Genomic DNA, 26909 nt, shown 5'->3' on the forward strand with positions numbered 1-26909 from the left:
CGTCTGCAGAGTCTCAAAACATCCCCTTCTCACATGGCTCCCGCACCACGAGAACCCTGAAAAGGAAAGGGCACCTTGACCACAATCCGGGCATGCCTGATGAGCCGCACATCGAGTTCGGAGTTCGCGGATTCAGACAGGACAAGAATTGAGCGCAGTCAGCCGGTCAGCGCGCAGCGCAAGGTGTCGCCAAGATCCCCTCCCCGTTGACGGGAGAATGGTCCAGACACCCAACCCGAGTCAACGAATTTCTCATAGAACTTTAAAGTTTCGGCCTTTGTGGCCGATAATCAACCGGCAATAAATCGCCCCATCAAGGGAATCCGCCAGATATACGCAATCATCTCGACCATCTCGACCATGAGCTTCGGCCCGGTTGACACGAGAAGGGCGCCCGGTGGGTCACCGGACGCCCTTCTCCTCAGGCCCTGGCGGGCCTTTTTGACGGTTACTGCTGGTTGTTCGGGTTGAACGGGTCCTGTGGTGTGATCTCGTCGGTCGGGGTTCCCGCCGGAGTGGTCGGGGGTGTCGTCGCCGGGGTGGTCGGGGGCTCGGACGTCGGGGTCGGCGGCGCGCTGGTGGTGGGCGGCTCGCTCGTCGGCAGCTCGGTGGTCGGGGTCTGCGACGGCGTCTCGGTCGGCGTGTCACTGATCGTCGGCGTGGTGGTGGGCGCCATCGCCGCGCCCTGGGTGGTGTCCAGGTCGAACGTGCTGACGCTGCCCATCGCGTTGAAGGTGTACGCCGCCCATATCTGGGCCGGGAAGCCGCCGCCGTTGACACGGCCGCCGCCCGCGGCGCCCCTCAGGGAGACCTGCGTCCCCTGCTTGACCACCTTGCCGGCGCTGTCCTTGCGATCCTTGGGGACCTCTCCGAACAGACCGACCGAGGTGACCAGATTCGGCGTGTACCCGGTGAACCAGGCCGACTTGTTGTTGTCGGACGTACCCGTCTTGCCCGCGACCTGCTGGCCGTTGCGGTCGACCGCCTGGGCCACCGAGACCTGGGCCGTACCGTCGTTGACCACGCCGGTGAGCACCGAGGTGACCGTGTCGGCCGCCTGGGAGCTGATGACCTGCTCGCCGATCGAGTTCGGGAAGTCGACCGTACGGTCCTTGTGCTCGGCCGAGGCGACGATGGCCGGGGTGACCTTGCGGCCGTGGTTGTCGAGGGTCGCGTAGATCCCGGCCATCTCCAGCGGGCTCGCGCCCATGGTGCCGAGGGTCTGCGCGGGCACCGCCTGCATGCCCTTGGTGTCCATGCCGAGCTTGCCGGCGACCTTGAGGACCTCGTCCATGCCGACGTCGACGCCCATCTGCGCGAAGACGGAGTTGATGGACTTGTTCATCGCGGTCTGGACGGTGACGTCGCCGTAGTCCTGGTTGTCCTCGTTGGGCGGCGCGAAGCCGATGCTGCTGCCCTTGACGGAGCGACCGCTGGTGCCGTCGTAGACCGTGTCCGCCGTGATGTCCTGGCCGTCCTGCGTCTTGGCCTGCTCGTCCAGGGCCGCCGCGAAGATCAGCGGCTTGAAGGTGGAGGCGGGCTGGTAGTCGCGGCGGGTCGCGTTGTTCACGTAGTGCTTGAAGTAGTCCTCGCCGCCGTACATCGCCACGACCTTGCCGGTCTTGGGGTCGACGGACGCGGCACCGGCCTCGACGTCACCGTCGACCTTGCGCTTGTTGGCGTCCAGCTTGCCGGTGAGCTTCGTCTTGACGGCGACTTCCAGCTGCGTCTGCTTCTTCTTGTCGATGTTGAGCGTGATCGTCCAGCCGCCCGCGTCGACCAGCGCCTTGGCGTCGTCGTAGTTGGCGGCGGCGCCCTGGGTCACGAGCCGGTTGGCCAGCGCGCTGTTGGCCGCGTCCACCAGATAGCCGGTCTGGCCCTCCATGCCGGGCACACCCTTGGGGTCCTGCGGGACCGGGAACTTCATGGTCGCGCGCTTGGCGGCGGGCAGCCAGCCCTCCTCGACCATGTTGTCGAGGGTGTAGTTCCAGCGGGCCGTGACCAGCCGCTTGCCGGTGGGCGTGGCGGCACCCCAGTCGTACTGGCTCGGGGCCTGGAGCAGCGAGGCGAGGTACGCGCCCTGCTCGACGGAGAGGTCGCTCGCGTCCTTGCCGTAGTACGCCTGGGCCGCCGCCTGGATGCCGTAGGAGTTGCGGCCGTAGTAGCTGGTGTTGATGTAGCCCGCGAGGATGTCGTCCTTGGACTGCTGACGGTCCAGCTTCAGCGAGATGACCAGTTCCTTCAGCTTGCGCGTGACGGTCTGGTCCTGGGTGAGGTAGTAGTTCTTGACGTACTGCTGGGTGATCGTCGAACCACCCTGCTTGCCCTTGCCGGACAGGGTGTTGATCAGACCGCGGGCCGTGCCCTTGAGGTCGACGCCGGCGTCCTTGTAGAAGGACTTGTTCTCCGCGGCGACGAAGGTCTTCTGGACGTCCTTGGGCACCTTGTCCAGGCCGACGATCTCGCGGTTGACCTTGCCGGTTCGGGCGAGCGTGCTGCCGTCGCTGTACTTGTAGATGTTGCTCTGCTGCGTGGCGGCCGCGTTGCCCTGGGGTATGGACACCACCATGTAGAGCACGATGAAGGCGCCCATGCCGAGCAGACAGAAGCCCAGGAACGTGCCGAGGATCGTCTTCCAGTTCACGAACCGGCGTATGCCGGTGCGGCGGGGCTTTCCTCCGGACGAGGGCATGGCCGCCGCGCGGCGGCCACCGTGCTGCCGCGCTCGTCTCTCTTCCGCTCGTCCCATGGCTGCGTCCGCTCCGCTCGCTCTCGTGTCGCGCTCTCTTGTACGCGTGTCCTGCCGCGTTCACTCACGCGCTCGGGTGTCGCGTTCGTGTTCGCGCGTCACACAGGTTCGCCGCTGAGGTCAGCTCAGCAAACTAACACCACGCGCTATGACAAAGGGCTGTCGATCCGGTCTTTTGGGGACGTGACAATCAGCACGTACCACTCAGGACATCGCATCCGCCCCATCTCAACCGACGTGCGGGAGGGGTGGAAGGTTGTCCTGCCGGGTAAAGTGATATCACTTAGATAGGCCTGGACGGCCATGGACGAGTGGGAGTCATACGGGCTTCCGCCGTACGAAGACGGGGGCACCAATGCCGGAACACGACTCCACTCCCAACGGCCCGACTCCCACCGACTCGACTCCCAGCGACTCCTCCGCTCTCGCGGATGTGCCGCGGATACCTGATCCCCGGGTACGGGAGTTCGCCGCGCACAGCATCGGCGGCGGGCTCGCACTGTTGTTCGGGCTGGTCGGGCTGCTGCTCGGCGCCGGCATGATCGCGGCCGCCACGACGGTCGACGCCGGCGGGGCGAAGGCCGCGCTGATCGTCCCCGGCATCCTGATCGGCCTCGCCGCGTTCATCGCGATGTGCGGGCTGAACACGGTGGCGCCCGGCGAGGCGCGGGTCGTCCAGCTCTTCGGGCGGTACCGGGGGACGATCCGCCGGGACGGGCTGCGCTGGGTGAACCCCTTCACCTCCCGCACCAGGATCTCGACCCGGGTACGCAACCACGAGACCGCCGTCCTCAAGGTCAACGACGCCTACGGCAACCCGATAGAGCTCGCCGCGGTCGTGGTCTGGAGGGTCGAGGACACCGCGCAGGCCACCTTCGAGGTCGACGACTTCCTGGAGTTCGTCGCCACACAGACCGAGGCGGCCGTACGGCACATCGCGATCGAGTACCCCTACGACGCCCACGACGCGGACGGTCTCTCGCTGCGCGGCAACGCCGAGGAGATCACCGAGAAGCTCGCCGTCGAACTGCACGCGCGTGTGGAGGCGGCCGGGGTCTCGATCATCGAGTCGCGCTTCACACATCTCGCGTACGCTCCCGAGATCGCCTCCGCGATGCTTCAGCGCCAGCAGGCCGGGGCGGTGGTCGCGGCGCGGCGGGAGATCGTGGACGGGGCGGTCGGGATGGTCGAGGCCGCGCTCGCCCGGATCGCCGAGCGGGACATTGTGGAGCTGGACCCCGAGCGGAAGGCGGCGATGGTGTCGAACCTGTTGGTGGTGCTGTGCGGTGACCGGGCTCCGCAGCCCGTCCTGAACACGGGGTCCCTCTACCAGTGACGGATCCCTCCGGGGGGTCGGTCCCCGAGCGTCGGCCACAGCCGCAGCCGCAGCAGCGCAAGCAGGTTCTGCTGCGGCTGGATCCGCTGGTCCATGAAGCGCTGGCTCGGTGGGCGGCGGATGAGCTGCGCTCGGCGAACGCGCAGATCGAGTATCTGTTGCGGCGGGCGCTTGCGGAGGCGGGGCGGTTGCCGGGTGGGGCGGGGCCGATTCCTCGGCGGGGGCGACCGTCCGCTTCCGCGACGGACGCGACGGAGGAGTAGGCACCGCCGGCTTCCCCTCCCCGCCGCGTCCGCCTGCCTGCTGCCTGCGGGCGAGTGGGGGCTGATCGCGCAGTTCCTCGCGCCCCTAAAAGCCGAGGGTCGCACTTCGACCGCAGGCGAGTGGGGGCTGATCGCGCAGTTCCCCGCGCCCCTAAAAGCCGAGGGTCGCACTTCGACCGCAGGCGAGTGGGGGCTGATCGCGCAGTTCCCCGCACCCCTGAAAGCCGAGGGTCGCACTTCGACCGCGGGCGAGTGGGGGCTGATCGCGCAGTTCCCCGCGCCCCTGAAAGCCGGGGGTCCGTTCTTCGGCTGCGGGCCGGTGGGGGCTGGTCGCGCAGTTCCCCGCGCCCCTGAAAGCCTCGGTCCGCGCGACGTTCTAGAACGGGGCCGGTGCCCCGCCCGCCCCGGCCCGCATCTCCAGCCCGTCCGGCGTTTGAGGACGAGGCCGTTCAGGCCGATCGGGGGGCTGGGGGCGTAGCCCCCAGGGATGGGACGGGTAGGGGCGGCGGGGGCGAGGGAATCGTGGTGACGGAACCGTGACAATCGGGCGTGACCTGCACGGACGTGGGGTCCACCATGATCTATTCGCGGCGTGTATACGTGCGGTGTATACGCCGTGTGTAGAGTGCTCGGCATGTCCATCGGTCACACCCTCCTAGGACTCCTGGAGTCCGGGCCCCGCCACGGTTACGACCTGAAGCGGGCCTTCGACGAGAAGTTCGGTCACGACCGGCCGCTGCACTACGGCCAGGTCTACTCGACGATGTCGCGGCTGCTCAAGCACGGACTCGTCGAGGTCGACGGGATAGAGGCGGGCGGCGGCCCGGAGCGGAAGCGGTACGCGATCACCGACGCCGGGATCACCGACGTACAGCAGTGGCTCGCGACGCCGGAGAAGCCCGAGCCGTATCTGCAGTCGACCCTCTACACGAAGGTCGTTCTCGCGCTGCTCACACACCGGGACGCGTCCGAGATCCTCGACACACAGCGCTCCGAGCACCTGCGGATGATGCGCATCCTGACGGACCGCAAGCGCAAGGGCGACCTCGCCGACCAGCTGATCTGCGACCACGCCCTCTTCCACCTGGAGGCCGACCTGCGGTGGCTGGAGCTCACCGCCGCGCGCCTCGAAAAACTCGCCGAGGCGGTAACCCGATGACCCCCGCAGGCTCCCTGCTCACGGCCCACGACCTGCGCAAGGCGTACGGCCCCACCAGCGCCCTCGACGGCGCCGAGTTCTCCATCCACCCGGGCGAGGTCGTCGCCGTGATGGGCCCCTCCGGCTCCGGCAAGTCGACCCTCCTGCACTGCCTGGCCGGCATCGTGACACCGGACTCCGGGTCCATCGTCTACAACGGCCAGGAGATGGCGACCATGAACGACGCCCAGCGCAGCGCGCTGCGGCGCAGCGAGTTCGGGTTCGTGTTCCAGTTCGGGCAGCTCGTTCCCGAACTGACCTGCGTCGAGAACGTCGCCCTCCCGCTGCGGCTCAACGGCACCGGGCGCAAGGAGGCCGAGCGAACCGCCCTGTCCTGGATGGAACGGCTGGAGGTCGACGACCTCAAGGGCAAGCGGCCGGGCGAGATATCCGGCGGCCAGGGACAGCGGGTCGCCGTGGCCCGCTCCCTCGTCACCAGCCCGCGCGTGCTCTTCGCCGACGAGCCCACCGGCGCCCTCGACTCCCTCAACGGCGAGCGCGTGATGGAACTCCTCACGGAGGCGGCCCGGTCGACCAACGCGGCGGTCGTGCTGGTCACGCACGAGACACGGGTGGCCGCCTACTCGGACCGCGAGATCGTCGTACGCGACGGAAAGTCCCGCGACATGGAGCGGATCGTATGAGCGCCGCTCCCAGCGTCCGGCAGTGGTCCAGAGACCTGGCCATGGGCGCCAAGTTCGCCTTCACCGGCGGACGCGAGGGCTGGATGCGCGCGGTCCTCACGGCCGTCGGGGTCGGGCTCGGCGTCGCGCTACTGCTGCTCACCACGGCGCTGCCGAGTGCGCTCCAGGCCCGCAGCGACCGCGAGAAGGCCCGTACTGACATCACGTTCACCGATGTGGGCATACCCAAGGCGTCCGATCGGACCCTTCTCGTCGCGGCCGTCGACGACACCTACCGCGACAAGGACATCCGCGGACGCGAGGTGCAACCCGAGGGGGCCCGGGCGCCGCTGCCGCCAGGGGTGAAGAAGATCCCGGCGCCGGGCGAGATGGTGGTCTCCCCCGCGCTGGCGGACCTGCTGAAGTCCGGCAGCGGGAAACTGCTGCGCGAGCGGCTGCCCTACCGCACCATCGGCACCATCGGGGAGCCCGGTCTCGTCGGCGCGAACGAACTCAGCTTCTACGCGGGCGCCGACAACCTCGCCCCGAGGATCGACGGCTCCAGAGTGACCCGTATCGACCACTTCGGGGAGCCCCTCGGACCGCCCGACAAACTGGACCCGGTACTCCTCCTCCTGATCATCGTCGTCTTCGTGGTGCTGCTGCTGCCGGTCGGTGTCTTCATCGCCGCGGCCGTGCGCTTCGGCGGCGAGCGGCGCGACCGGCGGCTCGCGGCACTGCGCCTGGTCGGCTCCGACAGCCGGATGACCCGGCGGATCGCCGCGGGCGAGGCCCTCTCGGGCGCCGTCCTCGGGCTCGCCTTCGGCACCGTCTTCTTCCTGCTGGCCCGTCAACTGGCGGGATCCGTCGAGATCTTCGGCAAGAGCGTGTTCCCGAGCTATCTGAACCCCACGCCCGCACTGGCCGCCCTGGTCGCCGTCGCGGTGCCCGCGGCCGCGGTCCTCGTCACCCTGCTCGCACTGCGCGGGGTCGTCATCGAGCCGCTCGGAGTGGTCCGTGCGGCCAAGCCCGCGCGGCGCCGACTGTGGTGGCGACTGCTGCTGCCGATCGGCGGACTCGCGATGCTCTACCCGATGATCGGCAAGGGCAACACCAGCGGAAACTTCAACCAGTACCTGGTGATCGGCGGTGTCCTGCTGCTCCTGATCGGCGTCACGGCGCTGCTGCCCTGGATCGTCGAAACGGTCGTCGCCCGGCTCGGATCCGGCTCGGTGTCCTGGCAACTCGCCATCCGCAGACTCCAGTTGAGCAGCGGAACGGCGGCCCGCATGGTCAACGGCATCGCGGTCGCGGTGGCCGGCGCCATCGCCCTGCAAATGCTGTTCGCCGGGGTCGAGGGCGACTACACCAAGGACACGTCGAACGACCTCCAGCGGGCGCAGATGCAGGTCCGCCTCCCGTACGACGTCCCGCTCGACCAGGCCCGCGAGCAGCTCGCGCGGACCAAGGGCGTACGACAGGTCACCGCGATCGGCTCCGGTTCGCTGGGCGACCGGAAGCGGGACCCCAACACGTCCACGACCGTGACCGTCGGTAACTGCGCGTCGCTGCGCGAGGTGGCCACGCTGCCGACGTGCCGCGACGGCGACGTCTTCCTCGTCAAGGGCCCCGACAGCGACCTGGACGCGCCGAAGCTCGGCAAGCCCGGCCGAACCCTCTACATCGACCCCTCCTACGCCGAGAGCTTCAGGGGCAGGCAGGCCGCCTGGACCGTGCCGCAGGACATCAAGGCAGCCCGGATCCGCACGGATGCGACGAACGGTCTGACCGGCGGCATCCTGTTCACCCCGAGCGCACTGCCGGCCGGGGCCGCACAGGCGATCGAGGGCAACGCCTACCTGCAGATCGACCAGTCGGCACCGGACGTCTACGACCTCGTTCGCAACACCACGGCAAAGCTCAGCCCGCTGGCCCACGCCTGGACCTGGGCGTCGACCGAGCAGGACAACCGCTACACCTCCATCCGCACCGGCCTGTCCGTCGGCGCGGCCTGCGTCCTGTTCCTGATCGGCGCGAGCCTGCTGGTCTCCCAACTGGAACAGCTGCGCGAGCGAAAGAAACTGCTCTCCGTCCTGGTCGCCTTCGGTACTCGACGCCGCACGCTGAGCCTGTCGGTGCTCTGGCAGACCGCGATCCCGATCGCGCTGGGTCTGTTGCTCGCTTCCGTGGTCGGCGTGACCCTGGGCGTGGTCCTGCAGAAGATGACGAGCGTCTCGGTGCGCGTGGACTGGCCGAGCCTGCTGTCGATGACCGGCATCGGCGCGGGAGTCGTCCTGCTGGTGACCGCACTCAGCCTGCCACCGCTGCTGCGCCTGATGCGGCCGGACGGCCTGCGCACCGAGTGACGGGGCCCGTGGGCCGGGGCGCTCAGGCGTCCCGGCCCCACACCCGTACCGGCAGTGGTCGCAGCGCTTCTCGGAGCGCTGCGGCCAGTTCTTCGTACTCGCCGCCGCGCGCGGCCCCGGCGCGCATCGCCAGCGCGATCCGCCGGGTCGGCGCCGGGTCCGCGAAGTAGCCGGTGAGGAGCTGGTTGCTGCGGGTCGTCTCGACCTTGACGGCGGTGCGCGGCAGCAGGGTGCAGCCGAGGCCGCCGGCGACGAGCTGGACCAGGGTGGACAGGCCCGCAGCCGTGGTGGTGACCGGCGCGTCCTCCCGGCCCGCCTCGCGGCAGATGTCGAGGGCCTGGTCGCGCAGACAGTGCCCCTCGTCGAGCAGGAGCAGGTTGAGCTCGCGCAGGGCTTCGCGGGGGATTCCCTCCCGGCCGCCGAGCGAGTGGTCGAGCGGGGTGACGAGCACGAAGTCCTCGTCGAACAGCGGGAGTTCGGTCATGCCGGGCACACCGAGGGGGACGGCGAGCAGCAGCAGGTCGAGACGGCCGGAGGTCAGCCCGTCGAGGAGGTTGGCGGTCTGCTCCTCGTGGACCTGGAGGTCGAGGTCCGGGTAGCGGTCGTGGACCAGGTTGAGGACGGTGGGCAGGAGGTAGGGCGCGACGGTGGGGATGACGCCGAGGCGCAGCGCCCCGGTGAACGGCGCCCGTACCGCCTCCGCCTCCTCCATGAGCGCGCCGACCTCGTCCAGTACCGCCTTCGCACGTACGGCGAGACGCTCGCCGGCGGGTGAGAGCAGCACCTTGCGGGTCGTACGCTCCAGGAGGGTCACGCCGAGCGTCTCCTCCAGGACGGATACCGCGCCCGACAGCGCGGGCTGGCTCATGCCGATCGCGGCGGCCGCGTCACGGAAGTGCAGGTGTTCGGCCACGGCGGCGAAGGCGCGCAGCTGGGCGAGGCTCGGCTGACGGCGCCCGTTCCCCTTGGAACTCATGGCTCCCTTGGAACTCATGGTTCCCTTGCCACCCATGGCTCCCTTGCCGCCCATGGAGCCCTTGGAGCTTGCGTTGCCCATCGGGCTGGCCATGGCCGTACCTCTTACTCATAGTCACTGATAGTTGCAGTCGATCAACACGACCGAGTGTAGCTATTTCCGTAATCAATGCAGCGTGTGCCAACATCAGCTTCGTCCAACCCCCGGGAAACGCCCCCAAAAAGGGCTTTTCCTCGCTGCAAGGAGAGCCCGTGCTCACTGTCGGTGACAAGTTCCCCGAGTTCGATCTGACCGCCTGTGTCTCGCTGGAGAAGGGCGAGGAGTTCCAGCAGATCAACCACAAGACCTACGAGGGTCAGTGGAAGGTGATCTTCGCATGGCCCAAGGACTTCACCTTCGTGTGCCCGACCGAGATCGCGGCCTTCGGCAAGCTGAACGACGAGTTCGCCGACCGTGACGCCCAGGTGCTCGGCTTCTCCGGCGACTCCGAGTTCGTGCACCACGCCTGGCGCAAGGACCACGACGACCTGCGTGACCTGCCCTTCCCGATGATGGCCGACTCGAAGCACGAGCTCATGCGGGACCTCGGCATCGAGGGCGAGGACGGCTTCGCCAAGCGTGCGGTGTTCATCGTCGACCAGAACAACGAGATCCAGTTCTCCATGGTGACCGCCGGTTCCGTCGGCCGTAACCCCAAGGAGGTCCTCCGGGTCCTCGACGCGCTCCAGACGGACGAGCTCTGCCCGTGCAACTGGACCAAGGGCGAGAACACCCTCGACCCGGTGGCGCTCCTGGCGGGTGAGTAACCCTCCATGTCCCTCGACCAACTGAAGTCCGCCCTGCCGGACTACGCGAAGGACCTGCGTCTCAACCTCGGCTCGGTCATCGGCAACTCGGACCTTCCGCAGCAGCAGCTGTGGGGGACGGTGCTGGCGTGCGCGATCGCGGCGCGGTCGCCGCGGGTGCTGCGGGAGCTGGAGCCGGAAGCGAAGGCTCAGCTGTCGCCGGAGGCGTACACCGCCGCCAAGTCGGCTGCCGCGATCATGGCGATGAACAACGTCTTCTACCGCACGCGGCACCTGCTGTCTGACCCCGAGTACGGGACCCTGCGGGCCGGTCTGCGGATGAACGTCATCGGCAACCCCGGTGTCGAGAAGGTCGACTTCGAGCTGTGGTCGCTGGCGGTGTCCGCGGTCAACGGCTGCGGGCAGTGTCTCGACTCCCATGAGCAGGTGCTCCGCAAGGCGGGTGTCGACCGGGAGACGATCCAGGAGGCGTTCAAGATCGCTTCCGTGATCCAGGCGGTCGCCACGACCCTGGACGCCGAAGCCGTTCTCGCGGAGTAACCTCCGCCTCTTCTCTCAGGCCCCGTTCACCCTGGCCGGGTGGGCGGGGCCTCGGCTTCACCTGGGGGCTCCGCCCCCGGACCCCCGGATGGGTTCTTCGGCTGCGGGTGGGTGGGGGCTTGGCGCGCAGTTCCCCGCGCCCCTGGGGCACGGGGCTCCGCCCCGGCGCCCCAGGTTTTTAGGGGCGCGGGGAACTGCGCGACCAGCCCCCACCGGGCCCGCAGCCAAACGAATCCGGGTGAGCGGGGGATGCGGGGCGGAGCCCCGTCTTGGGGGCGCGGGGAACTGCGCGACCAGCCCCCACCCGCCCGGGGGGGGAATCGTCAAGGAGATGGGGGGCGCACCGGGGCCACATCCATCGCTGTGGCACCCCGCGGCTCCGGCGCGTGGCGGAGTGCCGGCTCGCGTGAGTACGAACGCAGGTATCCCACCACCGTGTTGGTGACCGCCACCAGCGGCACCGCCACCACGGCCCCGCCGATCCCGGCGACCAGCCCACCCGCCGCGACGGACAGCACCACCGCCAGCGGATGCACCCGCACGGCCCGCCCCAGAATGAACGGCTGGAGGATGTGGCCCTCGATCTGCTGGACCGCGAGCACGACGAGCAGCGTCATCAGCGCGGTGAACACACCCTGCGTCACCACCGCGACCACCACCGCCAACGCCCCCGACATCACCGCGCCCACCAGCGGAATGAACGCGAAGAGGAAGATGAAGACGGCGAGGGGCACGGCCATGGGGACGTTCAGGAAGTAGATGCCGAGGCCGATGAAGATCGCGTCGATCAGAGCCACTATCACCGTGCCGCGCACATAGGCCGTAAGGGTCCGCCACGCGCGGGGCCCCGCCCCGGCCACCCCCGGCCGTGCCGCCGCCGGCACCAGCTTCAGCGTCCACTCCCAGATCCGCTTGCCGTCGTAGAGAAGGAAGAGCGTCGAGAACATCGTCAGGAGGATGCCGGTCAGGGCTTCCACTATGACCGTCACGCCCTCCAGCCCCGCCGACGTGATCTGGTCCGTGTTCGCGCCGATCGCCTCCCGCAGGTTCTTGGCGATCTCGTTGATCTGCTTGTCCGTCACATGGAACGGGCTGGTGAGGAGCCACTTGCGCAACTCGTCGATGCCGTCCTGGATCTGGTTCGAGAGGTTGTCGATGTTCTCCTGGACCTGCCAGACCACGAACCAGCCGACCAGCCCCATGATGACGAAGCCGAGGATCGCGGTGAGCGCGGTGGCGAGGCCCCTGGGGAATCCCACTCTCTTCAGGCGCGCCACGGTGGGCTGAAGGAGCGCGGTGATGAGCAGCGCGGCGACGAAGGCCAGTACGACCAGTTGTACGGCGCTGATCACCCGCATCAAGACCCAGAGGGTGCCCGCGAGAACCAGCAGCCGCCAGCCGGCCTCGGCCGCGACCCGTACGCCCCACGGCACGGCCAGGACGGGATCGGGCCGGGTGTCCGTCTCCGGCCCACGGGTGTAGTGGGCGGCGGGGGCGGAAACGGCGGAGGGCTCCGACTCGGAATCGGATCCGGGTTCACGTTCGGGGGTGGGTTCGGGAGCGGCGTCGGCTGGGGGTGTGGAAGGCTTCTCGTCCGTCCGTGCCGTCGTCGTGGAGCCGCGCGGCGACCGGTCGTCGGTCTCGTCGATCAGGTCGAGCGAGCCCTCCGACTCCTTCTCCACCTCGGCGCGGCGCTCGTCCAACCGCGCACCCAGCTCGGTCAGCCCGGCGCCGAGCCGACCGAGCAACCCTGGCACTCTCGACATGATCCGTCCTTTTCCCCCGCTGCTCCCCACCACTCCCCCCTGGAGTCGTCGGTTCCGACCGTACATGGCCGAAGCCCCTCACCCTAGGACGGGGAGGGGCTTCGAAAGGTTGAGCGGCCGGAGGTGACGACGGCTCAGTAGTTGCCGTGAGCCTGCCAGTACGACCAGGCGCCGCAGGGGCTGCCGTAGCGGTCGTTCATGTAGTTGAGGCCCCACTTGATCTGCGTGGCCGGGTTGGTCTGCCAGTCGGCACCGACGGACGCCATCTTGCTGCCCGGCAGCGACTGCACGAGACCGTAGGCGCCGGACGAGGGGTTCTGCGCCCTGTAGTTCCAGGTGGACTCGTGGTCCACGATGTTGCTGAAGCACTGGAACTGACCGCTGGGGATGATCTGGCGCGCGATGGCCTGGACCTCGGCGACGGTGTACGAGGACTGCGGGGCCAGGCTGACAGCGGCACGCGTCTCGGAGCGGCTGGCCGCTTCCGCGGCTTCCTTGCGCGCCTTGGCGTCCGCCGCGGCCTTCTGCTTCGCGACCGCGTCCTTGGCCGCCTGCTTGCGGGCAGCCTCCTCCGCGTCCTTCTTGGCGCTCGCGTCCGCGGCGATGGCCTGTGCGTCGGCCTGCTGCGTCAGGGACGCGGTCTGCACCTGGGCCTGCTGGCCCGCAGGTATGTCCGCGAGGAGAGTCGAGTCGCTCGCCATCGCCTCGGCGTCGTTCGACGGCTGGCCGGTGTTGCCCGAGGCAACACCACTCACGGCGCCGACAGCGGTGACCGCGGTGGCCGAGGCCACTGCGAGTCCCCGGACCGAAATCCGGCTCACACGGTTTCCTTCCAGCATCGCCCGCTTAGGTGACCCTCGCGGACGCAATCGTGCCCCTGAACGCTGGCCTCCCAACTGCGGGGTCACGGGAGGCACGGGCCCGGTGGGCAACTCCCGTGACGGAAGTGCCGCGTGGTGCGCGGGCGGCATACGACGACTCTATGGAGTTCTGGTGTTCCTGAGGTGCGGTACCGCTGGGGGTACACGTGTGTCGTATGCGGGGCCTGACAGGAGTGAGACTCTGCCGTAACCCGACGCCGCGAGGCAATTCCCAGTTGCGTGTGAAAGCTCACACCCCGTTTGCCTCAGGAGTTTTGCGGAAACAAGCGCGCACGAAGACGCCGCCCGGCTAGGCTCTTCGCCTTTTGCCGGGCGGCGTCAACTACCGTGCATCCACCACGTTTTGACCAACCGGGTCAAGTGGTGCCAGATGGATCCAGATGGTCCCAGGTGACTCCAGACGGAGTCAGACAGAGCCATATGGAACCAGGTGGAACCATGTGGGTCAGATCTGTCCGTCCTCCAGCATTTCGGTCACGAGCGCCGCGATCTGGGACCTCTCGGAGCGGTTCAACGTCACGTGCGCGAAGAGCGGATGACCCTTCAGCTTCTCCACGACGGCGACCACGCCGTCGTACCGGCCGACGCGCAGATTGTCCCGCTGTGCCACGTCATGGGTGAGAACCACCCGCGAGTTGGCGCCGATGCGGGACAGAACGGTCAGCAGCACGTTCCGTTCCAGTGACTGGGCCTCGTCCACGATCACGAAGGCGTCGTGGAGGGAGCGGCCGCGGATGTGGGTGAGCGGCAGGACCTCCAGCATGCCGCGCGCGGTGACCTCCTCGATGACCTCGCGCGAGGTGACCGCCGACAGCGTGTCGAAAACCGCCTGCGCCCAGGGGCCCATCTTCTCGGCCTCGGAGCCGGGCAGATAGCCGAGCTCCTGCCCGCCCACCGCGTACAGCGGCCGGAAGACCATCACCTTCTGGTGCTGCCGCCGCTCCAGCACGGCCTCCAGGCCCGCGCAGAGCGCGAGCGCCGACTTGCCGGTGCCGGCCCGGCCGCCCATCGACAGGATCCCGATGTCGGGGTCGAGCAGCAGATCGAGCGCGATGCGCTGCTCGGCGCTGCGGCCCTTGATGCCGAAGGCCTCCCGATCGCCGCGCACCAGCCGGACGTTGCCCTCGGAGGTGACACGGCCGAGGGCCTTGCCGCGCTCCGACTGGATCGTCAGACCGGTGTGGACCGGCAGGTCGGCCGCTTCGGGGACGTACGCGTGTCCCTCCTCGAAGAGGATGTCCACCTGCTCGCCGGACAGGGTCAGTTCGGACATTCCGGTCCAGCCGGAGGAGCCCGTGATGGCCAGTTCCGCGCGGTACTCCTCGGCGAGGAGGCCGACGGACGAGGCCTTGATCCTGAGCGGCAGGTCCTTCGAGACGACGGTGACGTCGTACCCCTCGGCCTGCAGGTTGCGGGCGACCGCGAGGATGCGGGAGTCGTTGTCCCCCAGGCGGTACCCGCTGGGCAGGACGCTGGGGTCCGAGTGGTTGAGCTCGACGCGTACGGTCCCACCGAGGTCCCCGATCGGGATGGGGGCGTCGAGGCGGCCGAACCGCACCCGGAACTCGTCGAGCAGGCGCAGGGCCTGCCGGGCGAAGTAGCCGAGTTCCGGATGGTGCCTCTTGGCCTCCAGTTCCGTCACCACGACGATCGGAAGCACGACCTCGTGCTCGTCGAAGCGGCTCAGGGCGTTCGGGTCGGCCAGCAGGACGCTGGTGTCGAGAACATAGGTGCGCCGGTCTGGCATACGACGCTTTGTGCTGGTCACCACGGAAGGACGTACCCCCTCGGATGAGGTCGGGGAGCGACGGAGAGGAGCTGGACCGGTCCTGGCCGCATTGCGCGGGCCGGAGACCGGCCCTCCGTCTCGTCCGTACGGACCGCACGGTCGGGCTGGTGCAAAGGGCCTCCCGGGCGGACGGCCCCGTGCCGTCCGCTGAGATACGACACCCGTGGTTCGGGCGTCGACCTGCATGGCTTATGCCCTCGAACATGCGCGGCCATGCAAGAGCATGTGACCACGCGTTCGTTAACTCCGGATGACGCGCACCCCTCGCACCCCCCTGGGTCAGCCTCCGTAGCGGCGGTGTCGCGCCGCGTAGTCGCGCAGGGCGCGCAGGAAGTCGACCTTGCGGAACGCCGGCCAGAAGACTTCGCAGAAGTAGTACTCCGAATGGGCCGTCTGCCACAGCATGAATCCGGACAGCCGCTGCTCGCCGCTGGTACGGATCACCAGGTCGGGGTCGGGCTGGTCACTCGTATAGAGGTGCTTGCCGATGAGGTCGATGTCCACCGACTCGGCGATGTCCTCGATCGAGGAGCCCTTGTCGGCGGCGTCGAGGAGCATGGAGCGCACGGCGTCGGCGATCTCCTGGCGGCCGCCGTAGCCGATGGCGACGTTGACCACTATCCCGTCGACGTGCGCGGTGGCCTCCTCGGCCTCCTTCAGCGCGGTCTGCATCTGGGAGGGCAGGATGTCCGGCGTGCCCACGTGGTGCACCCGCCAGCGGCCGTCGGCGGCGAGGGTGCGTACGACGCCCTCGATGATGCCGAGCAGGGGGACGAGCTCGTCCTCGGGGCGGTCGAAGTTGTCCGTCGACAGCAGCCAGAGGGTGACGACCTCGACGTCGGTCTCCGAGCACCAGCCGAGGAACTCCTCGATCTTGTCGGCACCGGCGCGGTGCCCCTGGGCGGCCGTGCTGCCCGCCGCCTTCGCCCAGCGCCGGTTGCCGTCCATGATGACGCCGATGTGCTTGGGCACCTGGTCGTGGTCGAGGTGGCCCTCCACCCTGCGTGTGTAGAACCTGAGCAGCAGCCGGCGCAGGTTGTCCCGCAGGTTCACGTGTTGTCAGCCCCTCCGTGCGGATCGGACGGGCGCGGCAGAGCGGCCTCGCTCAGCGCAACCCCTGTCCATATGACGGTCCCCGGGGGCGAAGCCTACCCCCGCGAAACCAACGGCCCGGCAAGGGCCTGTCCGGTCGATCATGGTGGAGGAAAGCGGCGGCGCCTCGTCGATACCGGTGAACGGGGTGGGGGCGCTGCGTCACCAAGGCCGGTCGCCGGGGTCAGGGGGGCGCACGGGGGCGCAGGCCGAGGCTGCGGTGGGGTGGGGCGTAAGGGCACAAAAAACGGGCCGGTCCGTGGGGGGGAGACGGACCGGCCCGAGGGGGGGTTTCCACCATAACCCTTCGTAAGTGATGCTGCGTGCATCGGCGTGCCACAACTACTCTCCGAAACCGGACGACGACGCCACGGTGGCCCCGGAACCTCTCATTCAGGGCTTGCCCATGGCCGAATCACAGCGGATTCAAAGGGAATGGAGAGGTAAACGGAGAGATCCGGAGGGTTTGCGACCAACTGCGTCTTCCCTACCGACTCGCCCCCACGTACTCCGGGAGAGTGACGCGCCTTCGTGTCGCCCGCTTGACGGCGCCGCTAACTTCGCACCCATGGCCATGCTCACCACGCCGGGGATCCCCGCGCCGGTGCCGCTGGAGGTCGCCGCGTCGGCCCGCGCCCGGCGCCGTGGACTGCTCGGGCGCGACGGGATCGACGGGGCCCTGCTGCTCTCGCCGGCCGCTGCGGTGCACACCCTGGGGATGCGGTTCGCGATCGACGTCGCCTATGTGGACCGGAAATTCCGCGTCCTGGCGGTGCGGACGATGAAGCCGGGGCGCATGGGGCGCCCTCGTCCACGCTCCCGCCACATCCTGGAGGCGGAGGCCGGGGCGATGGAGCGATGGGGCGTACGGCGCGGGACGCAGGTCACGGTGCACGACCGGTGATGCGGCGTCAGGCGGGGGCGCAGCACCGCGCAGCCCCCTCCACTGCGCGGTGCCACACGCGCAGCTTTGCTCACGCGAATTACCTTGGTCTGAACTTACGTGAGGCGAACAGCCCAGACGACCCACCCCCGATAACGATGTGGAAACCCTGTGCAGAAGTCCGTCATGCGGACGGACATCTCAGCCATGACAGGTCGCATCAGGGTGTTTTCGGTCAATCGGTTTCCGGGCACTCCAGCGGACAAGTTCTGACCTCATTCCCTCCTACCTTCGCCCCATGACCCTGAAGATCACATGGAACGAGGCGAGCGCGCGCCGCATGGAGCGCCAGTCCCTGGCCGTTCCGGCGCGCGGCGGGACTCCGGTCGCCGACGTCGTCGGCGCGATGCTCGGCGCGCACGCACAAGTCCTGTCGGCGGCCGAGGTGTCCGTGGGCGTACGCGCCGACGGGGTCACACGGGCAGACGTACGCGCCGCGCTCTGGGAGGACGGCTCGCTGGTGAAGACGTACGGACCGCGCGGCACCGTCCATCTGCTCCCCACCGCGGAACTTCCCCTCTGGACGGCCGCGTTGACGGCGATCCCGTCCGGCCGGAGCCCCTTCGCGCCCGCCGTCCGGCTCACCGGGGAGCAGGCGGACGAGGTCGTGGCGGCGATCGGGGACGCCCTGGACGGCGCGCGGCTGACCATCGACGAGTTGAGCGACGAGGTGGTGGCACGCACCGGGTCCTGGGCCGGGGACCTGGTGATGCCCGCGTTCCAGGGCATGTGGCCGCGCTGGCGGCAGGTCATGCACCGGGCGGGTCAGCGCGGCGCGCTGTGCTTCGCCCCGGACCGGGGCCGCAAGGTGACGTACACCCGGCCCCCGCACTTCGAGCCGCTCGCCGCCGACGAGGGGCTCGCCCTGCTCGTAGGGCGCTATCTGCGCGCGTACGGACCGGCGACGCCGGGGCAGTTCGCCAAGTGGGCCGCCGCTCCGCGCGGTTGGGCCACGGAGCTCTTCGCCTCGCTGGCGGGGGCGGGGGTCATCGAGGAGGTCGACTTCGAAGGGCCGGCGTGGGTCGCGGCGGGTGACACGGAGTTTCCGGGGGCGCCGGTGCGCGGGGTGCGGCTGCTTCCGTACTTCGACGCGTACGCCATCGCCGCGGGGCCCCGCGAGGTGCTCTTCCCCGGGCCGGCGTACGCGCGTGCTCTCGCGGGCGGTCAGGCCGGGAACTTCCCCGTGCTGCTGGTCGACGGTGTGGTGGCCGGGGTCTGGCACCAGCGGCGCCGGGGAGGGCGTACGACGGTCACCGTGGAGCCGTTGGAAGGGCTGACTGCGGAGCGGGAACGGGAGTTGGCGGAGCGGGTGGAACGGGTGGGCGAAATCTTGGAGGCGAAGGCGGAGTTGGTGGTGGGGAGGGTGACGGCGGGCCCGCACGCCTGAGCCCGAGCGTGAGCCCTTCGCAGGGACACCTGGGGATGACCGGGCATCCCAAGGCATCCCCGGGCATCCGTAGGAACGACGCGGCTTGCGCGCCTCGATCAGGAAGCGGGCGCTGTGGGCGACGAACGGGCCCTTCGCCTCGATCCGCTCGTGCAGGGCACGCAGCTCGGTCCGGTACCGGTCGACGGTGAAGCCGGGGACCATCCAGATCACCTTGCGCAGGAAGTGGACGACGGCACCGATGTCGTGGAACTCGATGCGCAGCCGCTCCGCGCGCAGGTCGACGACGTCGAGCCCGGCGGCCTCGGCGGCGGCGCGGGCGCGGTCCGGGTGCCGGCCGCTCCTGACGTCCTCCGGCAGCGGGCCGAGGAAGTGCTCGACGAGTTCGAAGACGCTCGCCGGGCCGACCTGCTGGGAGAAGTACGTGCCGCCGGGGCGCAGGACGCGCGCGATCTCGGACCAGTGCGTCGCGACCGGGTGCCGGCTGGTGACCAGGTCGAAGGCGCCGTCCGCGAAGGGCAGCGGGGCGTCCTCGGGAGAGGCGACGACCACGGCACCACGGGGGTGCAGCAGGGCGGTGGCCTTCGCGACGTTCGGGGGCCAGCCCTCGGTGGCGACGGTGAGCGGGGGCAGCGTCGGGGCGGAGGCCAGCACCTCACCGCCACCGGTCTGGATGTCCAACGCGGCGGACGCACGCGCCAGCCGCTCCCCCATCGCCCGCGCATACCCCCACGAGGGCCGCTCCTCGGTGGCACGCCCCTCGAACCAGGAAAAGTCCCAGCCCTCGACGGGCGCCGCCACACCCTCGTCCACGAGGGCTTCGAAGGTACGGGTGGTGGTCATGGGGGGATCTTCTCAAGGGGGTGGTGGGGAGGCGAGGGGTTTTCCTTCGGGCAACGGGGTTCTGGGGCCAGGCGGCCAGGGTGCTCGTCGCCCGTGCCTTCACTCCTCAGGGAGTACGAGCAGGGTGTGGTCGTCGTCGCCGTGGTGGATGGTGCCGTGGTGTTGGAAGCCGTGGCGTTCCAGGAGGCGTATGGACGCGGTGTTGCCTGTGAAGGGGTCGGCGTACAGGGGGCGGTTCTTCTCCAGCTCGAGGAAGCGGGTCAGAGCCTTGGTGCCGATCCCCCGACCCCAGTACGGGCGGCCGAACCAGTAGCCGATGAAGCGCCGCTCGCCGTCCCACCAGGAGACGAGGTTCCCCGCCGGCACACCGTCCACGGTGACCGTCTGCACGAGGACGGTGTCGTCGCCGAGGACCCTCGTCTTCCAGTGGGACATGAACGCGTCCCGCGGCCGGGGCGTGAACCTCGACCGCCGGGCCGCCTCGGGGTCGTGCTCGTAGGCCAGGAACAGGTCGAGGTCTGCCTCGGCCACGTCCCTCAGTCGCACGTCGTCATCGCTCATGCCGACGAGTGTGGCAGCGGGTACTGACAACGACCGGCCTACGTGATGAGCGGCCGTACTTCCTCCGCCGCGAACCGTACGAGGGCCTCGGGGTCGGGTTCGTCGGCGGTCGGCTGGAGGACCACGGTGTCGGCGCCCGCCTCCGCGAGGCGCTGTACGGCCTTGGCGACCGCGCCCGCGTCCCCGGCGACGCCGTGCTCCGGCAGCGGATCCTCACCGTTCGCCTCGATCTCGGCGCGCAGCCGGGCCGCCGCGTCCGGTCCGGTGGCCGTGTGGAGGTAGACGACCACCCGGTGGTGGTCGGTCCGGCCCGCCGACTCGCGCCCCTCGTCGATGAGCCGGCGCGCCCGCCGTACCCCTTCCGGCCCGGTGGCGGCGGTGAGGACGGTGCCGTCGGCGGCGGCCCCGGAGAGCCGGAGCGAACGCGGCCCGGTGGCGCCCGCGAGCACCTCCGGTGCCCCCGTCGGCGGCCAGTCGAGGGCGACGCCGTCCAGCTTCACGTACCGGCCGTCCGTGCTGACCCGCTCGCCCCGCAGCAGCGCGCGCAGCGCGTCGAGGTGCTCGCGCAGCAGCGTCACGGGCGACTCCGCACGCGCCCCGACCTGCCCCATCCAGTCCTGTACGCCGTGACCGACGCCCAGGATCGCGCGCCCCGGGAACATCCGGTGCAGCGTCGCGGCCTCCATCGCGGTGACGGCGACGTTCCGCAGCGGGACGGGCAGCAGGCCCACGCCGACCCGGACCCGTTCGGTCCAGGCGAGGGCGGCCGCCGCGGCCGAGATGCCCCCTTCGAGGAAGCAGTCCTCCCAGAGCCACAGCTCCTCCAGGCCCGCGTCGTCCGCCGCGCGCGCGACGGCCCGCAGACGCTCGGGGGGCAGTTGGGGCCGGAACACAACGCCGAGAACAGTCATGGAGCCTTCCTACCGATGCCCCGGCTCGCGGACAACACCTTTACGCGTCGGCGGTTCCGGTAGCGGGGGCGGTGCTGTCGCGTTCGTAGCGCAGGAGTACGACCCCGTTGCCGAAGGCCCGTGACTCGGCGAACCGGAGACCGGTCGGGGTGTGCGACTCCGGGAACAGGGGTTTGCCGCGGCCGATCAGCACCGGATGGACGTACACCCGGAACTCGTCGACCAGGTCGTGCCGCAGGAACGCGGCCGCGAGGTCGGCGCCGCCGAGGCCGAGGTCCCCGCCGGGCTGTTCCTTGAGCGCCCTGACCTCGTCCGGTACGACGTCGCGGACGATCGTGGTGTTCCAGTCGGCCCGCTCCAGCGTCCGCGAGTACACGTACTTGGGGATGTCCCGCCAGATCCCCGCGAACTCGACCACCTGGGCCGTACTGTCCGGATCCTGGTCGGCCGTCGGCCAGAACCCGGCCATCAGCTCGTGCGTCACGCGGCCTTCCAGCAGGCCGCCGAGCTTCCTGATCTCCTCGTTGAAGTGCTGGTGCAGTTCCGCGTCGACGCGGTGCCAGTCGATCTCACGGTTCGGTCCCTCGATGAATCCGTCCAGGGACACCGACATCATCAGGACGATTCTTCTCATGTCACCAGGTTCTCAGCTCTGGGCTCCCGAGGAAGCACCGTTCACCGCGCCGCGTGGGAACGTCACCTCCACCCGGCGGTTCTTCCGGCGGCCCTCCTCCGAGGTGTTGTCCGCGATCGGGTAGTCCTCGCTGTAGCCGCGCACCTCGAACGTGACGTCCGTCGAGCCGAGCGCCGCCGCCAGTTCGTCGTGGACGATCTCCGCGCGCTTCTTGGAGAGGACCAGGCCGTGGGCGTACGAGCCGAGGTTGTCGGTGAACCCGAACACCCTGACCGTCGTCGCCTTCTGGTTCTTGATCTCGTCCGCGATCGCCTGGATACGGGAACGGGCGTCGGGGTTCAGCTTCGAACTGTCCTTGGGGAACAGCACCTCGGCCTGCAACGCGAACGTCACGTCCGAGTTCGTGTCCTCCCGCCGCTCCTCACCCCCGAGGTCCTCGACGACCGACTTGATGTCCAACACCTTGGCCGGCGCGAGCGTGGCGCCGTCGGCGAGTTTCAGGCCGGGGCTGGTGGGGTCGACGGTGGGGGGTGGGGAGGTGGTGACGCTGCCCGGCGGGGCACTGGGGTCGGTGCCGTCGGCGTGCGCCGGGCCGCCGGTGAGGCTCAGCGCGGCCAGTACGGCGAGGGCCGTGAGCGTGGTCGCTGCGCTGCGGGGTGGGAGGGCCATGGTCACTCGCCGTCGGAGATCTGGATGGAGGCGGGGGGCATGGAGCCGACCTGGAAGTCGACGTTGGTGGTGTCGGCGGGGGGTGCGGGGAATTGGGCGAACCAGTCGGCCGACTGGCCCGCTTCGACGCCACCGCCGTCGAACTTCGTGCAGAGGCAGCGCCCCTGGGTGTCCCGCAGGACGAGGTACTTCTTCTTGCCCTTGCTGTCGATCAGGGAGGCTCCGGCGAGGGAGGCTCCGTTTCCGCTCAACTCCCGCTCGTCACCACGCCAGTTCGACGCGATCCAGAACTGGCCGCCACCGTTGGTCACCTTGCCGCTCACGGTGACATAGCCTCCCTGGTCACGGACGGCCGAGGTGACGGTGAGTGTGATGTCGCCGCCCTTCACCTCCGCCAGTGCCGTCGCCTGACTCGGTGTCGGAGACGCCTGCGGCTTGCTTCCGCCGCCTTTGCTCGACTGGGAGGTCGAGGTCCCGCTCGGCTTGCCACCGCCGTCTCCCCCGCCGCAACCGGACACCGTGAGGAGCAACCCAGTCGTGATGGCCACCGCGGCCAGTGCCCGTCGGCCCTTCATGGTGTGCCGGAGATCCATCGGTACGGCTTCCTCTCACTCGGCCAGATGCACAGAGAACAGCACGGAAGCATCCGGAAGGTCGGCCGGATCGAACTTTCCGGGGTCGATGTCGACGGTCTGGCCGTCGCAGTTCAGTTCCACGGGCTTCTTGGGATCCGCGGCCGGATCGAAGTCGCAGCGCGGCTGGATGACAGCGGTGGCATGGGCCGTCGCGTGCTTGTCCGTGCCGGGAATGATCGACTTGCCAACCGTGTACCGGGTCTCGATATCCACTCGGTAGCCCGGAAATCCGTTCACTGCGGTTGGGGTAAAACCCTGCACGGTCGAGTCGTTCTCGGCGGCCAGCCGACCGGCCGCGGCCGCGGCTCCGGTGCCTTTGAACAGGTTGCCCTTGAGCCAGTCCAGCCAGTGGTCATCCGTGCCCACGGCTCCCGTCAAGCCTGTCATCAGCTCGTCGCGGGAGTCCCGTGCGGCCGCCAACGCCGCAGCGTCCGCCGCGGATTGAGCTCCATTCCGGGCGGACGCTGCTTGGGCGAACACGAAGAAGGCGAGCGCAGCGAAGAGAAGAATCCCCGACAGCCAGATGTAGACGGGGAGGGTCTGTCCTCGGTCGCTGCGGGCCGGGTGGATCAGCCGCCGCCACCGCCGGTGACCTGGGTGACTGCCGTCCGGATCGCTCCCGAGATCAGCCCGTCGAGGCCGATCTGATCGATCAGCGTGAAGATCCCCGCGATGATGATCATCAACCCGGCGTACTCCACGAAACCGGCGCCGGCGTCCCGTCCGCGGCCCCGCATCCGACCGGCGACGGTCTTCGCCCAGGTCTCGACCCGGACCCCCACCCTCAGCGTCCAGTCCCTCGTCACCATGGCCCCTGTCCTCCCACCCGACGCCACCACTACCGACCCGAGCACCGTACGTGAGACCACGCCTACTCCGGGTGGGCCCAGGGGCCCAACTTGCCGTCGGTGGAGTCATCGGCTCCACCCCTCACGTGCCGTGCCCAGCCAGTGGGCGATCGCTTCGCTGCGCGAGGAACTGTGCAGCTTTGCGAAGATGCGGTTGATGTGGTTCTTGACGGTCTTCTCGCTGATGAAGCAGGCGGCGGCGATCTGCTGATTGCTCATGCCGGACGCGATGAGATCCATGACCTCCACCTCCCGTGAGCTCAGGCCGAAGTTGAGCCGGTTGGGCACGCGGCGGTGGAGCCTCGCCGCGAGGCCGGACCGGGCCTTCGACGACTGTCCCACAACCAGTTGCAGGTGCGAAGGAAAATCGTTCGGTTCGTACGAAACACCGAGTGAATCCGGGACAGTCGCCTTCGCGTGCCGTATCTCCCGTACGGCGGAGATCAGTTCGGCGGCCGTGAACTCGCCGTGGACGAGATAGCCGACCGCGCCCCGCCGCAACGCCTCGGCCACGACCTCGGGTTCGCGGCTGTACGTCAGCATCATCACGGGGGCGAGCAGGGAGAGGGCGGGAAGGGCCGTCAGGCCGTCCGTGCCGGGCATGCGGACGTCGAGGAGGACGACGTCCGGGCGCAGTCGGGTCGCGGCCGCGATGGCCTCCTCGCCGTCGGCCGCCTGCGCGACGACCTCGAGGTCCGGGTGGCCGTCGAGCAGCGCGGCCAGGCCGGCCCGGACGACCGGGTTGTCGTCGGCCACGAGTACACGGAGGTTCGGGCCGGGAAGTGCCTGGTCAGGCATGTGCGGCCTCCTCTTGGGGGGTGGGGGGACGGTGGGGGACGGCGGAGGATCGCGGGAGGGTCAGGTGAATCTCCGCGCCTCCTTGTGGGGAACGGTTCAGGTCGATACGGCCGCCCAGCGACGCGGCTCGCTCCGCCATGCCGAGCAGCCCGAAGTGGCCGGATCTGGTCAGGTCGTCGAGGGCGACGGGCGGGGGCAGACCGACTCCGTCGTCCCGTACGCGTACGGCGCACTCGGTTTCCGACACGTCGAGCTCCACCGTCACCCGCGTCGCGTCCGCGTGGCGGTGCGCGTTCTCCAGCGCCTCGGACACGATCGCCAGGACGTGGTGGGCGGTGGCGTACGGGAGGATCGGGGGCTCGCCCCGGTGGTGGAGGGAAGTGCGGAGGTGGGTGCGGGACTCGAAGGCCCGCACCCGAGAGTCGAGTTCGGACAGGACGTCCGTGTTCGCACTCGTGAGGTCCGTGTGGCGGCGCAGGTCGGAGAGGAGGTCGCGGGACTCCGCGGCCGCCCGGCGGGCCGCGCCCGCGACCATCGTCGCCTGCCGCCCCAGCGTGTGCGGGTCCGCGTCCCCGGCGGCGGCCGAGGTGGCGAGGGCCTCGGCCGCCAGGGCCAGGCCGTGCAGGGTCTTCGCGACCGAGTCGTGCATCTCACGGGCCAGGCGGGCCCGTTCGGACTCGACCGCCTCGGCGACGGCCAGGCGGGAGTTCGCCTCCGACAGTGCCTGGCTCGCCGTACCGAAGCGGAACATCAGGTTTCGCAGGGTGACGCCGATGATGCCGGCGCCGACGCAGAAGCCCGCCACGAGGAGGGTGCTGGCGCCGGATCCCGGGTGGTGTTGCCAGGCCCGGTACACCGTCACCAGCACGATCAGCTGCAGGCCGGTGAAGATGCCCGAGCCGCGCCAGCCGTACAGCAGGCCTGCCAGAAGTGGGGTGCAGACCGTCGCGTACGCGAGGGGGGACGCGGGGGACGCCGTCAGGAGCAGGACCGCGCCGAAGGTCAGATCCACGGCCATGAGGCCGGGGTGCGCGAGGAGGCGGGGGCCGAACCGTTCCCAGTCCCTGAGCATGGCGTACGAGCCCATGACGCCGAGGACGGCGGCGGCCAGGACCGTGTAGCGGGGCGGGCCGTTCACGGCGTTGGTCATCGCGAAGGGGGCGCCGATCGCGATCGCGGCGAGGCGGACGCCGAAGGCCTGGCGGCACAGTGCCTGGAGGGCGTTGAGCTGGAGGCGCACGCTTCCGGGGGCCGGGGCGTCGTCGGCCAGGTAGCCGTCCTCGGTGCTCGCGAGGTGCCGCCGCGCCCACAGCCGGGTCAGCCACGGCGGGGGCTGTGCCAGCCACTGAGGGAGCGTCCAGGGCGGTGAGGGCCTCGGCAGGGGAGTACGGCGGCTGGTCATCAGCGGCCCAGGATCGAACCGAAGTTCGTGCCCGACCCCAGGAACATGCCCGTGGCGATCAGGATCATCGTCGCCGGGAGCATGAACACGAGGGTCACCATCGTCGCCTTGGGGATGGTCTTGGCGGCGCGGCGGCGGGCGTTCTGGGCGTCCGTACGGCGCATGTCCGTGGCGAGTTGGATGAGGGTCTCGGCGATGGGGGAACCCAGCTCCTCGCCCTGCTGCAGCGCCGAGACGAACTGGGCGACCTGCTCGGAGGAGTTGCGCTTGCGCAGTTCGTCGAAGGCCTGGCGGCGGCTGACGCCCATGTCCATCTGGCGCAGCGTGATGCGCAGTTCGTCCGCCCAGGGGCCCTCGTACTTCTCCGCGACCCGGTCCAGCGCCTGGCGGAAGCCGAGTCCCGCCGAGACCACGACCGCGAGGACGTCGAGGAAGTCGGGGAGCGTGCGGTCGATGACCTCCTTGCGTTCGCGGACGGCCTGCCAGATGAGGGCGTCGGCGGCGACGAGCCCGAAGGTCAGGGTGAGGACGGCGAAGAGAAGTTGGCCGTTGGAGAGGAAGACGAGGCCGAGTACGACGCCGAAGACGCCGTACACCGCGCGGCGGGCGGCGTAGCGGTTGAGGGTCAGGCCGCCGGGGTTGCCCGCCATGTCGATGCGGCGACGTTTGGCCTCGACACGGCGGGGGCCCATCAGGCGCAGGACCGTGGGCGCGAAGCGCATGCCGAGGCGGTCGACGGCGGACTCGGCCGTGGAGACGCGGGTCCCGCCGACCTCCAGGGCGAGCGCGAGGTCGCTCGGTAGTTTGGCGTCGGCGCGGATCATGCGGATGCCCAGCAGGGCGCCCGCGACGGCCCCGGCCGTCAGGAGGGCGAGCAGCAGTGCGAGCAACGT

24 protein-coding genes and 1 pseudogene are annotated in these 26909 nt (G+C 69.6%); 8 read left to right on the forward strand and 17 right to left on the reverse strand.

Annotation, left to right across the window (positions count from 1 at the left end; translation table 11 throughout):
- Positions 1-448: 448 nt before the first annotated feature.
- Entirely contained in the window at positions 449-2749 is a 2301-nt protein-coding gene (locus tag KVT44_RS20955; RefSeq protein ID WP_217568106.1) for a transglycosylase domain-containing protein, read from the reverse strand.
- Between the two features lie 355 nt (positions 2750-3104).
- Here KVT44_RS20955 and KVT44_RS20960 point away from each other — a divergent pair, with 355 nt between their 5' ends.
- From KVT44_RS20960 to KVT44_RS20980, 4 genes are all read left to right on the forward strand, one after another.
- On the forward strand, positions 3105-4085 hold the full coding sequence (locus tag KVT44_RS20960; protein ID WP_254649658.1) for an SPFH domain-containing protein: 981 nt from the start codon (positions 3105-3107) through the stop codon (positions 4083-4085).
- A gap of 897 nt (positions 4086-4982) precedes the next feature.
- Positions 4983-5507 carry a PadR family transcriptional regulator gene (locus tag KVT44_RS20970; protein WP_067368291.1) on the forward strand — a complete coding sequence of 175 codons (525 nt, stop codon included), beginning with the start codon at positions 4983-4985 and terminating at the stop codon, positions 5505-5507.
- Positions 5504-6190 carry an ABC transporter ATP-binding protein gene (locus KVT44_RS20975; protein WP_217568107.1) on the forward strand — a complete coding sequence of 229 codons (687 nt, stop codon included), beginning with the start codon at positions 5504-5506 and terminating at the stop codon, positions 6188-6190. Before KVT44_RS20970 ends, KVT44_RS20975 begins: the two co-directional genes overlap by 4 nt.
- Entirely contained in the window at positions 6187-8535 is a 2349-nt protein-coding gene (locus KVT44_RS20980; RefSeq protein WP_217568108.1) for an ABC transporter permease, read from the forward strand. Before KVT44_RS20975 ends, KVT44_RS20980 begins: the two co-directional genes overlap by 4 nt.
- A 22-nt stretch (positions 8536-8557) precedes the next feature.
- Here the strand turns inward: KVT44_RS20980 and KVT44_RS20985 are convergent, their stop codons facing one another.
- Positions 8558-9511, reverse strand: coding sequence for a LysR substrate-binding domain-containing protein (locus KVT44_RS20985; RefSeq protein WP_099925409.1), 954 nt, complete (start codon positions 9509-9511; stop codon positions 8558-8560).
- Between the two features lie 251 nt (positions 9512-9762).
- Between KVT44_RS20985 and KVT44_RS20990 the strand changes: the two genes are divergently transcribed.
- Positions 9763-10317: a peroxiredoxin gene (locus tag KVT44_RS20990; RefSeq protein ID WP_054235005.1), complete on the forward strand. Its 555-nt coding sequence runs from the start codon at positions 9763-9765 to the stop codon at positions 10315-10317.
- 6 nt (positions 10318-10323) lie between these two features.
- The gene (locus tag KVT44_RS20995; protein ID WP_099920853.1) at positions 10324-10857 is read left to right on the forward strand and encodes an alkyl hydroperoxide reductase; all 534 of its coding nucleotides are present in this window, start codon (positions 10324-10326) and stop codon (positions 10855-10857) included.
- Between the two features lie 323 nt (positions 10858-11180).
- Here KVT44_RS20995 and KVT44_RS21000 read toward each other — a convergent pair whose 3' ends face one another.
- The 4 genes from KVT44_RS21000 to KVT44_RS21015 form a co-directional block, all read right to left on the reverse strand.
- Positions 11181-12623 (reverse strand): AI-2E family transporter, encoded by a 1443-nt coding sequence (locus tag KVT44_RS21000; RefSeq protein WP_217568109.1) that lies wholly within the window; start codon positions 12621-12623, stop codon positions 11181-11183.
- A 134-nt stretch (positions 12624-12757) separates the two neighbouring features.
- Positions 12758-13444, reverse strand: coding sequence for a transglycosylase SLT domain-containing protein (locus KVT44_RS21005; protein WP_308314057.1), 687 nt, complete (start codon positions 13442-13444; stop codon positions 12758-12760).
- 505 nt (positions 13445-13949) lie between these two features.
- On the reverse strand, positions 13950-15275 hold the full coding sequence (locus KVT44_RS21010; RefSeq protein WP_217568111.1) for a PhoH family protein: 1326 nt from the start codon (positions 15273-15275) through the stop codon (positions 13950-13952).
- A 297-nt stretch (positions 15276-15572) separates the two neighbouring features.
- Entirely contained in the window at positions 15573-16346 is a 774-nt protein-coding gene (locus KVT44_RS21015; RefSeq protein WP_190172251.1) for an isoprenyl transferase, read from the reverse strand.
- A gap of 607 nt (positions 16347-16953) precedes the next feature.
- Here KVT44_RS21015 and KVT44_RS21020 point away from each other — a divergent pair.
- Positions 16954-17289: a DUF192 domain-containing protein gene (locus tag KVT44_RS21020; protein WP_054234999.1), complete on the forward strand. Its 336-nt coding sequence runs from the start codon at positions 16954-16956 to the stop codon at positions 17287-17289.
- Positions 17290-17566: 277 nt separating this feature from the next.
- Positions 17567-18715: a winged helix DNA-binding domain-containing protein gene (locus KVT44_RS21025; protein WP_217568112.1), complete on the forward strand. Its 1149-nt coding sequence runs from the start codon at positions 17567-17569 to the stop codon at positions 18713-18715.
- Between the two features lie 81 nt (positions 18716-18796).
- Here KVT44_RS21025 and KVT44_RS21030 read toward each other — a convergent pair.
- The 11 genes and pseudogenes from KVT44_RS21030 to KVT44_RS21080 form a co-directional block, all read right to left on the reverse strand.
- Positions 18797-19558, reverse strand: a pseudogene (locus KVT44_RS21030) (class I SAM-dependent methyltransferase); the annotation flags it as partial.
- Between the two features lie 99 nt (positions 19559-19657).
- Positions 19658-20119 (reverse strand): GNAT family N-acetyltransferase, encoded by a 462-nt coding sequence (locus tag KVT44_RS21035; protein ID WP_217568113.1) that lies wholly within the window; start codon positions 20117-20119, stop codon positions 19658-19660.
- A 38-nt stretch (positions 20120-20157) separates the two neighbouring features.
- Complete coding sequence (locus KVT44_RS21040) at positions 20158-21030, reverse strand: LLM class flavin-dependent oxidoreductase (RefSeq protein ID WP_217568114.1); 873 nt, start codon at positions 21028-21030, stop codon at positions 20158-20160.
- A gap of 40 nt (positions 21031-21070) precedes the next feature.
- Positions 21071-21664: a dihydrofolate reductase family protein gene (locus KVT44_RS21045; protein WP_217568115.1), complete on the reverse strand. Its 594-nt coding sequence runs from the start codon at positions 21662-21664 to the stop codon at positions 21071-21073.
- 12 nt (positions 21665-21676) lie between these two features.
- Positions 21677-22333 (reverse strand): OmpA family protein, encoded by a 657-nt coding sequence (locus KVT44_RS21050; RefSeq protein ID WP_107437862.1) that lies wholly within the window; start codon positions 22331-22333, stop codon positions 21677-21679.
- 2 nt (positions 22334-22335) lie between these two features.
- Positions 22336-22926 carry a hypothetical protein gene (locus tag KVT44_RS21055; RefSeq protein ID WP_190172243.1) on the reverse strand — a complete coding sequence of 197 codons (591 nt, stop codon included), beginning with the start codon at positions 22924-22926 and terminating at the stop codon, positions 22336-22338.
- 15 nt (positions 22927-22941) lie between these two features.
- Entirely contained in the window at positions 22942-23541 is a 600-nt protein-coding gene (locus KVT44_RS21060) for a pilus assembly protein TadG-related protein (protein WP_302832080.1), read from the reverse strand.
- Positions 23538-23777, reverse strand: coding sequence for a hypothetical protein (locus KVT44_RS21065; RefSeq protein WP_190172242.1), 240 nt, complete (start codon positions 23775-23777; stop codon positions 23538-23540). The genes KVT44_RS21060 and KVT44_RS21065 overlap by 4 nt, the downstream gene beginning before the upstream one ends.
- Before the next feature lie 105 nt (positions 23778-23882).
- Positions 23883-24614, reverse strand: a complete 732-nt coding sequence (locus tag KVT44_RS21070) for a response regulator transcription factor (protein WP_217568116.1) — start codon at positions 24612-24614, stop codon at positions 23883-23885.
- Positions 24607-26016 (reverse strand): sensor histidine kinase, encoded by a 1410-nt coding sequence (locus KVT44_RS21075; RefSeq protein ID WP_217568117.1) that lies wholly within the window; start codon positions 26014-26016, stop codon positions 24607-24609. The genes KVT44_RS21070 and KVT44_RS21075 overlap by 8 nt, the downstream gene beginning before the upstream one ends.
- Positions 26016-26906, reverse strand: coding sequence for a DUF5936 domain-containing protein (locus KVT44_RS21080; protein WP_095852807.1), 891 nt, complete (start codon positions 26904-26906; stop codon positions 26016-26018). Before KVT44_RS21080 ends, KVT44_RS21075 begins: the two co-directional genes overlap by 1 nt.
- Between the last annotated feature and the right edge of the window lie 3 nt (positions 26907-26909).

The sequence above is a fragment of the Streptomyces sp. GbtcB7 genome, assembly GCF_019091445.1.
Taxonomy (GTDB): Bacteria; Actinomycetota; Actinomycetes; order Streptomycetales; family Streptomycetaceae; genus Streptomyces; species Streptomyces mirabilis.

Bases quoted from the DNA above. Each gene is read 5' to 3' on its own strand.
- KVT44_RS20975 (WP_217568107.1), top strand. From the start codon at position 5,504: ATGACCCCCGCAGGCTCCCTGCTCACGGCCCACGACCTGCGCAAGGCG.
- KVT44_RS21035 (WP_217568113.1), bottom strand. From the start codon at position 20,119: ATGAGCGATGACGACGTGCGACTGAGGGACGTGGCCGAGGCAGACCTC.
- KVT44_RS21025 (WP_217568112.1), top strand. From the start codon at position 17,567: ATGACCCTGAAGATCACATGGAACGAGGCGAGCGCGCGCCGCATGGAG.
- KVT44_RS21000 (WP_217568109.1), bottom strand. From the start codon at position 12,623: ATGTCGAGAGTGCCAGGGTTGCTCGGTCGGCTCGGCGCCGGGCTGACC.
- KVT44_RS21050 (WP_107437862.1), bottom strand. From the start codon at position 22,333: ATGGCCCTCCCACCCCGCAGCGCAGCGACCACGCTCACGGCCCTCGCC.
- KVT44_RS20995 (WP_099920853.1), top strand. From the start codon at position 10,324: ATGTCCCTCGACCAACTGAAGTCCGCCCTGCCGGACTACGCGAAGGAC.
- KVT44_RS21075 (WP_217568117.1), bottom strand. From the start codon at position 26,016: ATGACCAGCCGCCGTACTCCCCTGCCGAGGCCCTCACCGCCCTGGACG.
- KVT44_RS21055 (WP_190172243.1), bottom strand. From the start codon at position 22,926: ATGGATCTCCGGCACACCATGAAGGGCCGACGGGCACTGGCCGCGGTG.
- KVT44_RS20970 (WP_067368291.1), top strand. From the start codon at position 4,983: ATGTCCATCGGTCACACCCTCCTAGGACTCCTGGAGTCCGGGCCCCGC.
- KVT44_RS21065 (WP_190172242.1), bottom strand. From the start codon at position 23,777: ATGGTGACGAGGGACTGGACGCTGAGGGTGGGGGTCCGGGTCGAGACC.
- KVT44_RS21070 (WP_217568116.1), bottom strand. From the start codon at position 24,614: ATGCCTGACCAGGCACTTCCCGGCCCGAACCTCCGTGTACTCGTGGCC.
- KVT44_RS20960 (WP_254649658.1), top strand. From the start codon at position 3,105: ATGCCGGAACACGACTCCACTCCCAACGGCCCGACTCCCACCGACTCG.
- KVT44_RS21045 (WP_217568115.1), bottom strand. From the start codon at position 21,664: ATGAGAAGAATCGTCCTGATGATGTCGGTGTCCCTGGACGGATTCATC.
- KVT44_RS20980 (WP_217568108.1), top strand. From the start codon at position 6,187: ATGAGCGCCGCTCCCAGCGTCCGGCAGTGGTCCAGAGACCTGGCCATG.
- KVT44_RS20985 (WP_099925409.1), bottom strand. From the start codon at position 9,511: ATGAGTTCCAAGGGGAACGGGCGCCGTCAGCCGAGCCTCGCCCAGCTG.
- KVT44_RS21020 (WP_054234999.1), top strand. From the start codon at position 16,954: ATGGCCATGCTCACCACGCCGGGGATCCCCGCGCCGGTGCCGCTGGAG.
- KVT44_RS20955 (WP_217568106.1), bottom strand. From the start codon at position 2,749: ATGGGACGAGCGGAAGAGAGACGAGCGCGGCAGCACGGTGGCCGCCGC.
- KVT44_RS21040 (WP_217568114.1), bottom strand. From the start codon at position 21,030: ATGACTGTTCTCGGCGTTGTGTTCCGGCCCCAACTGCCCCCCGAGCGT.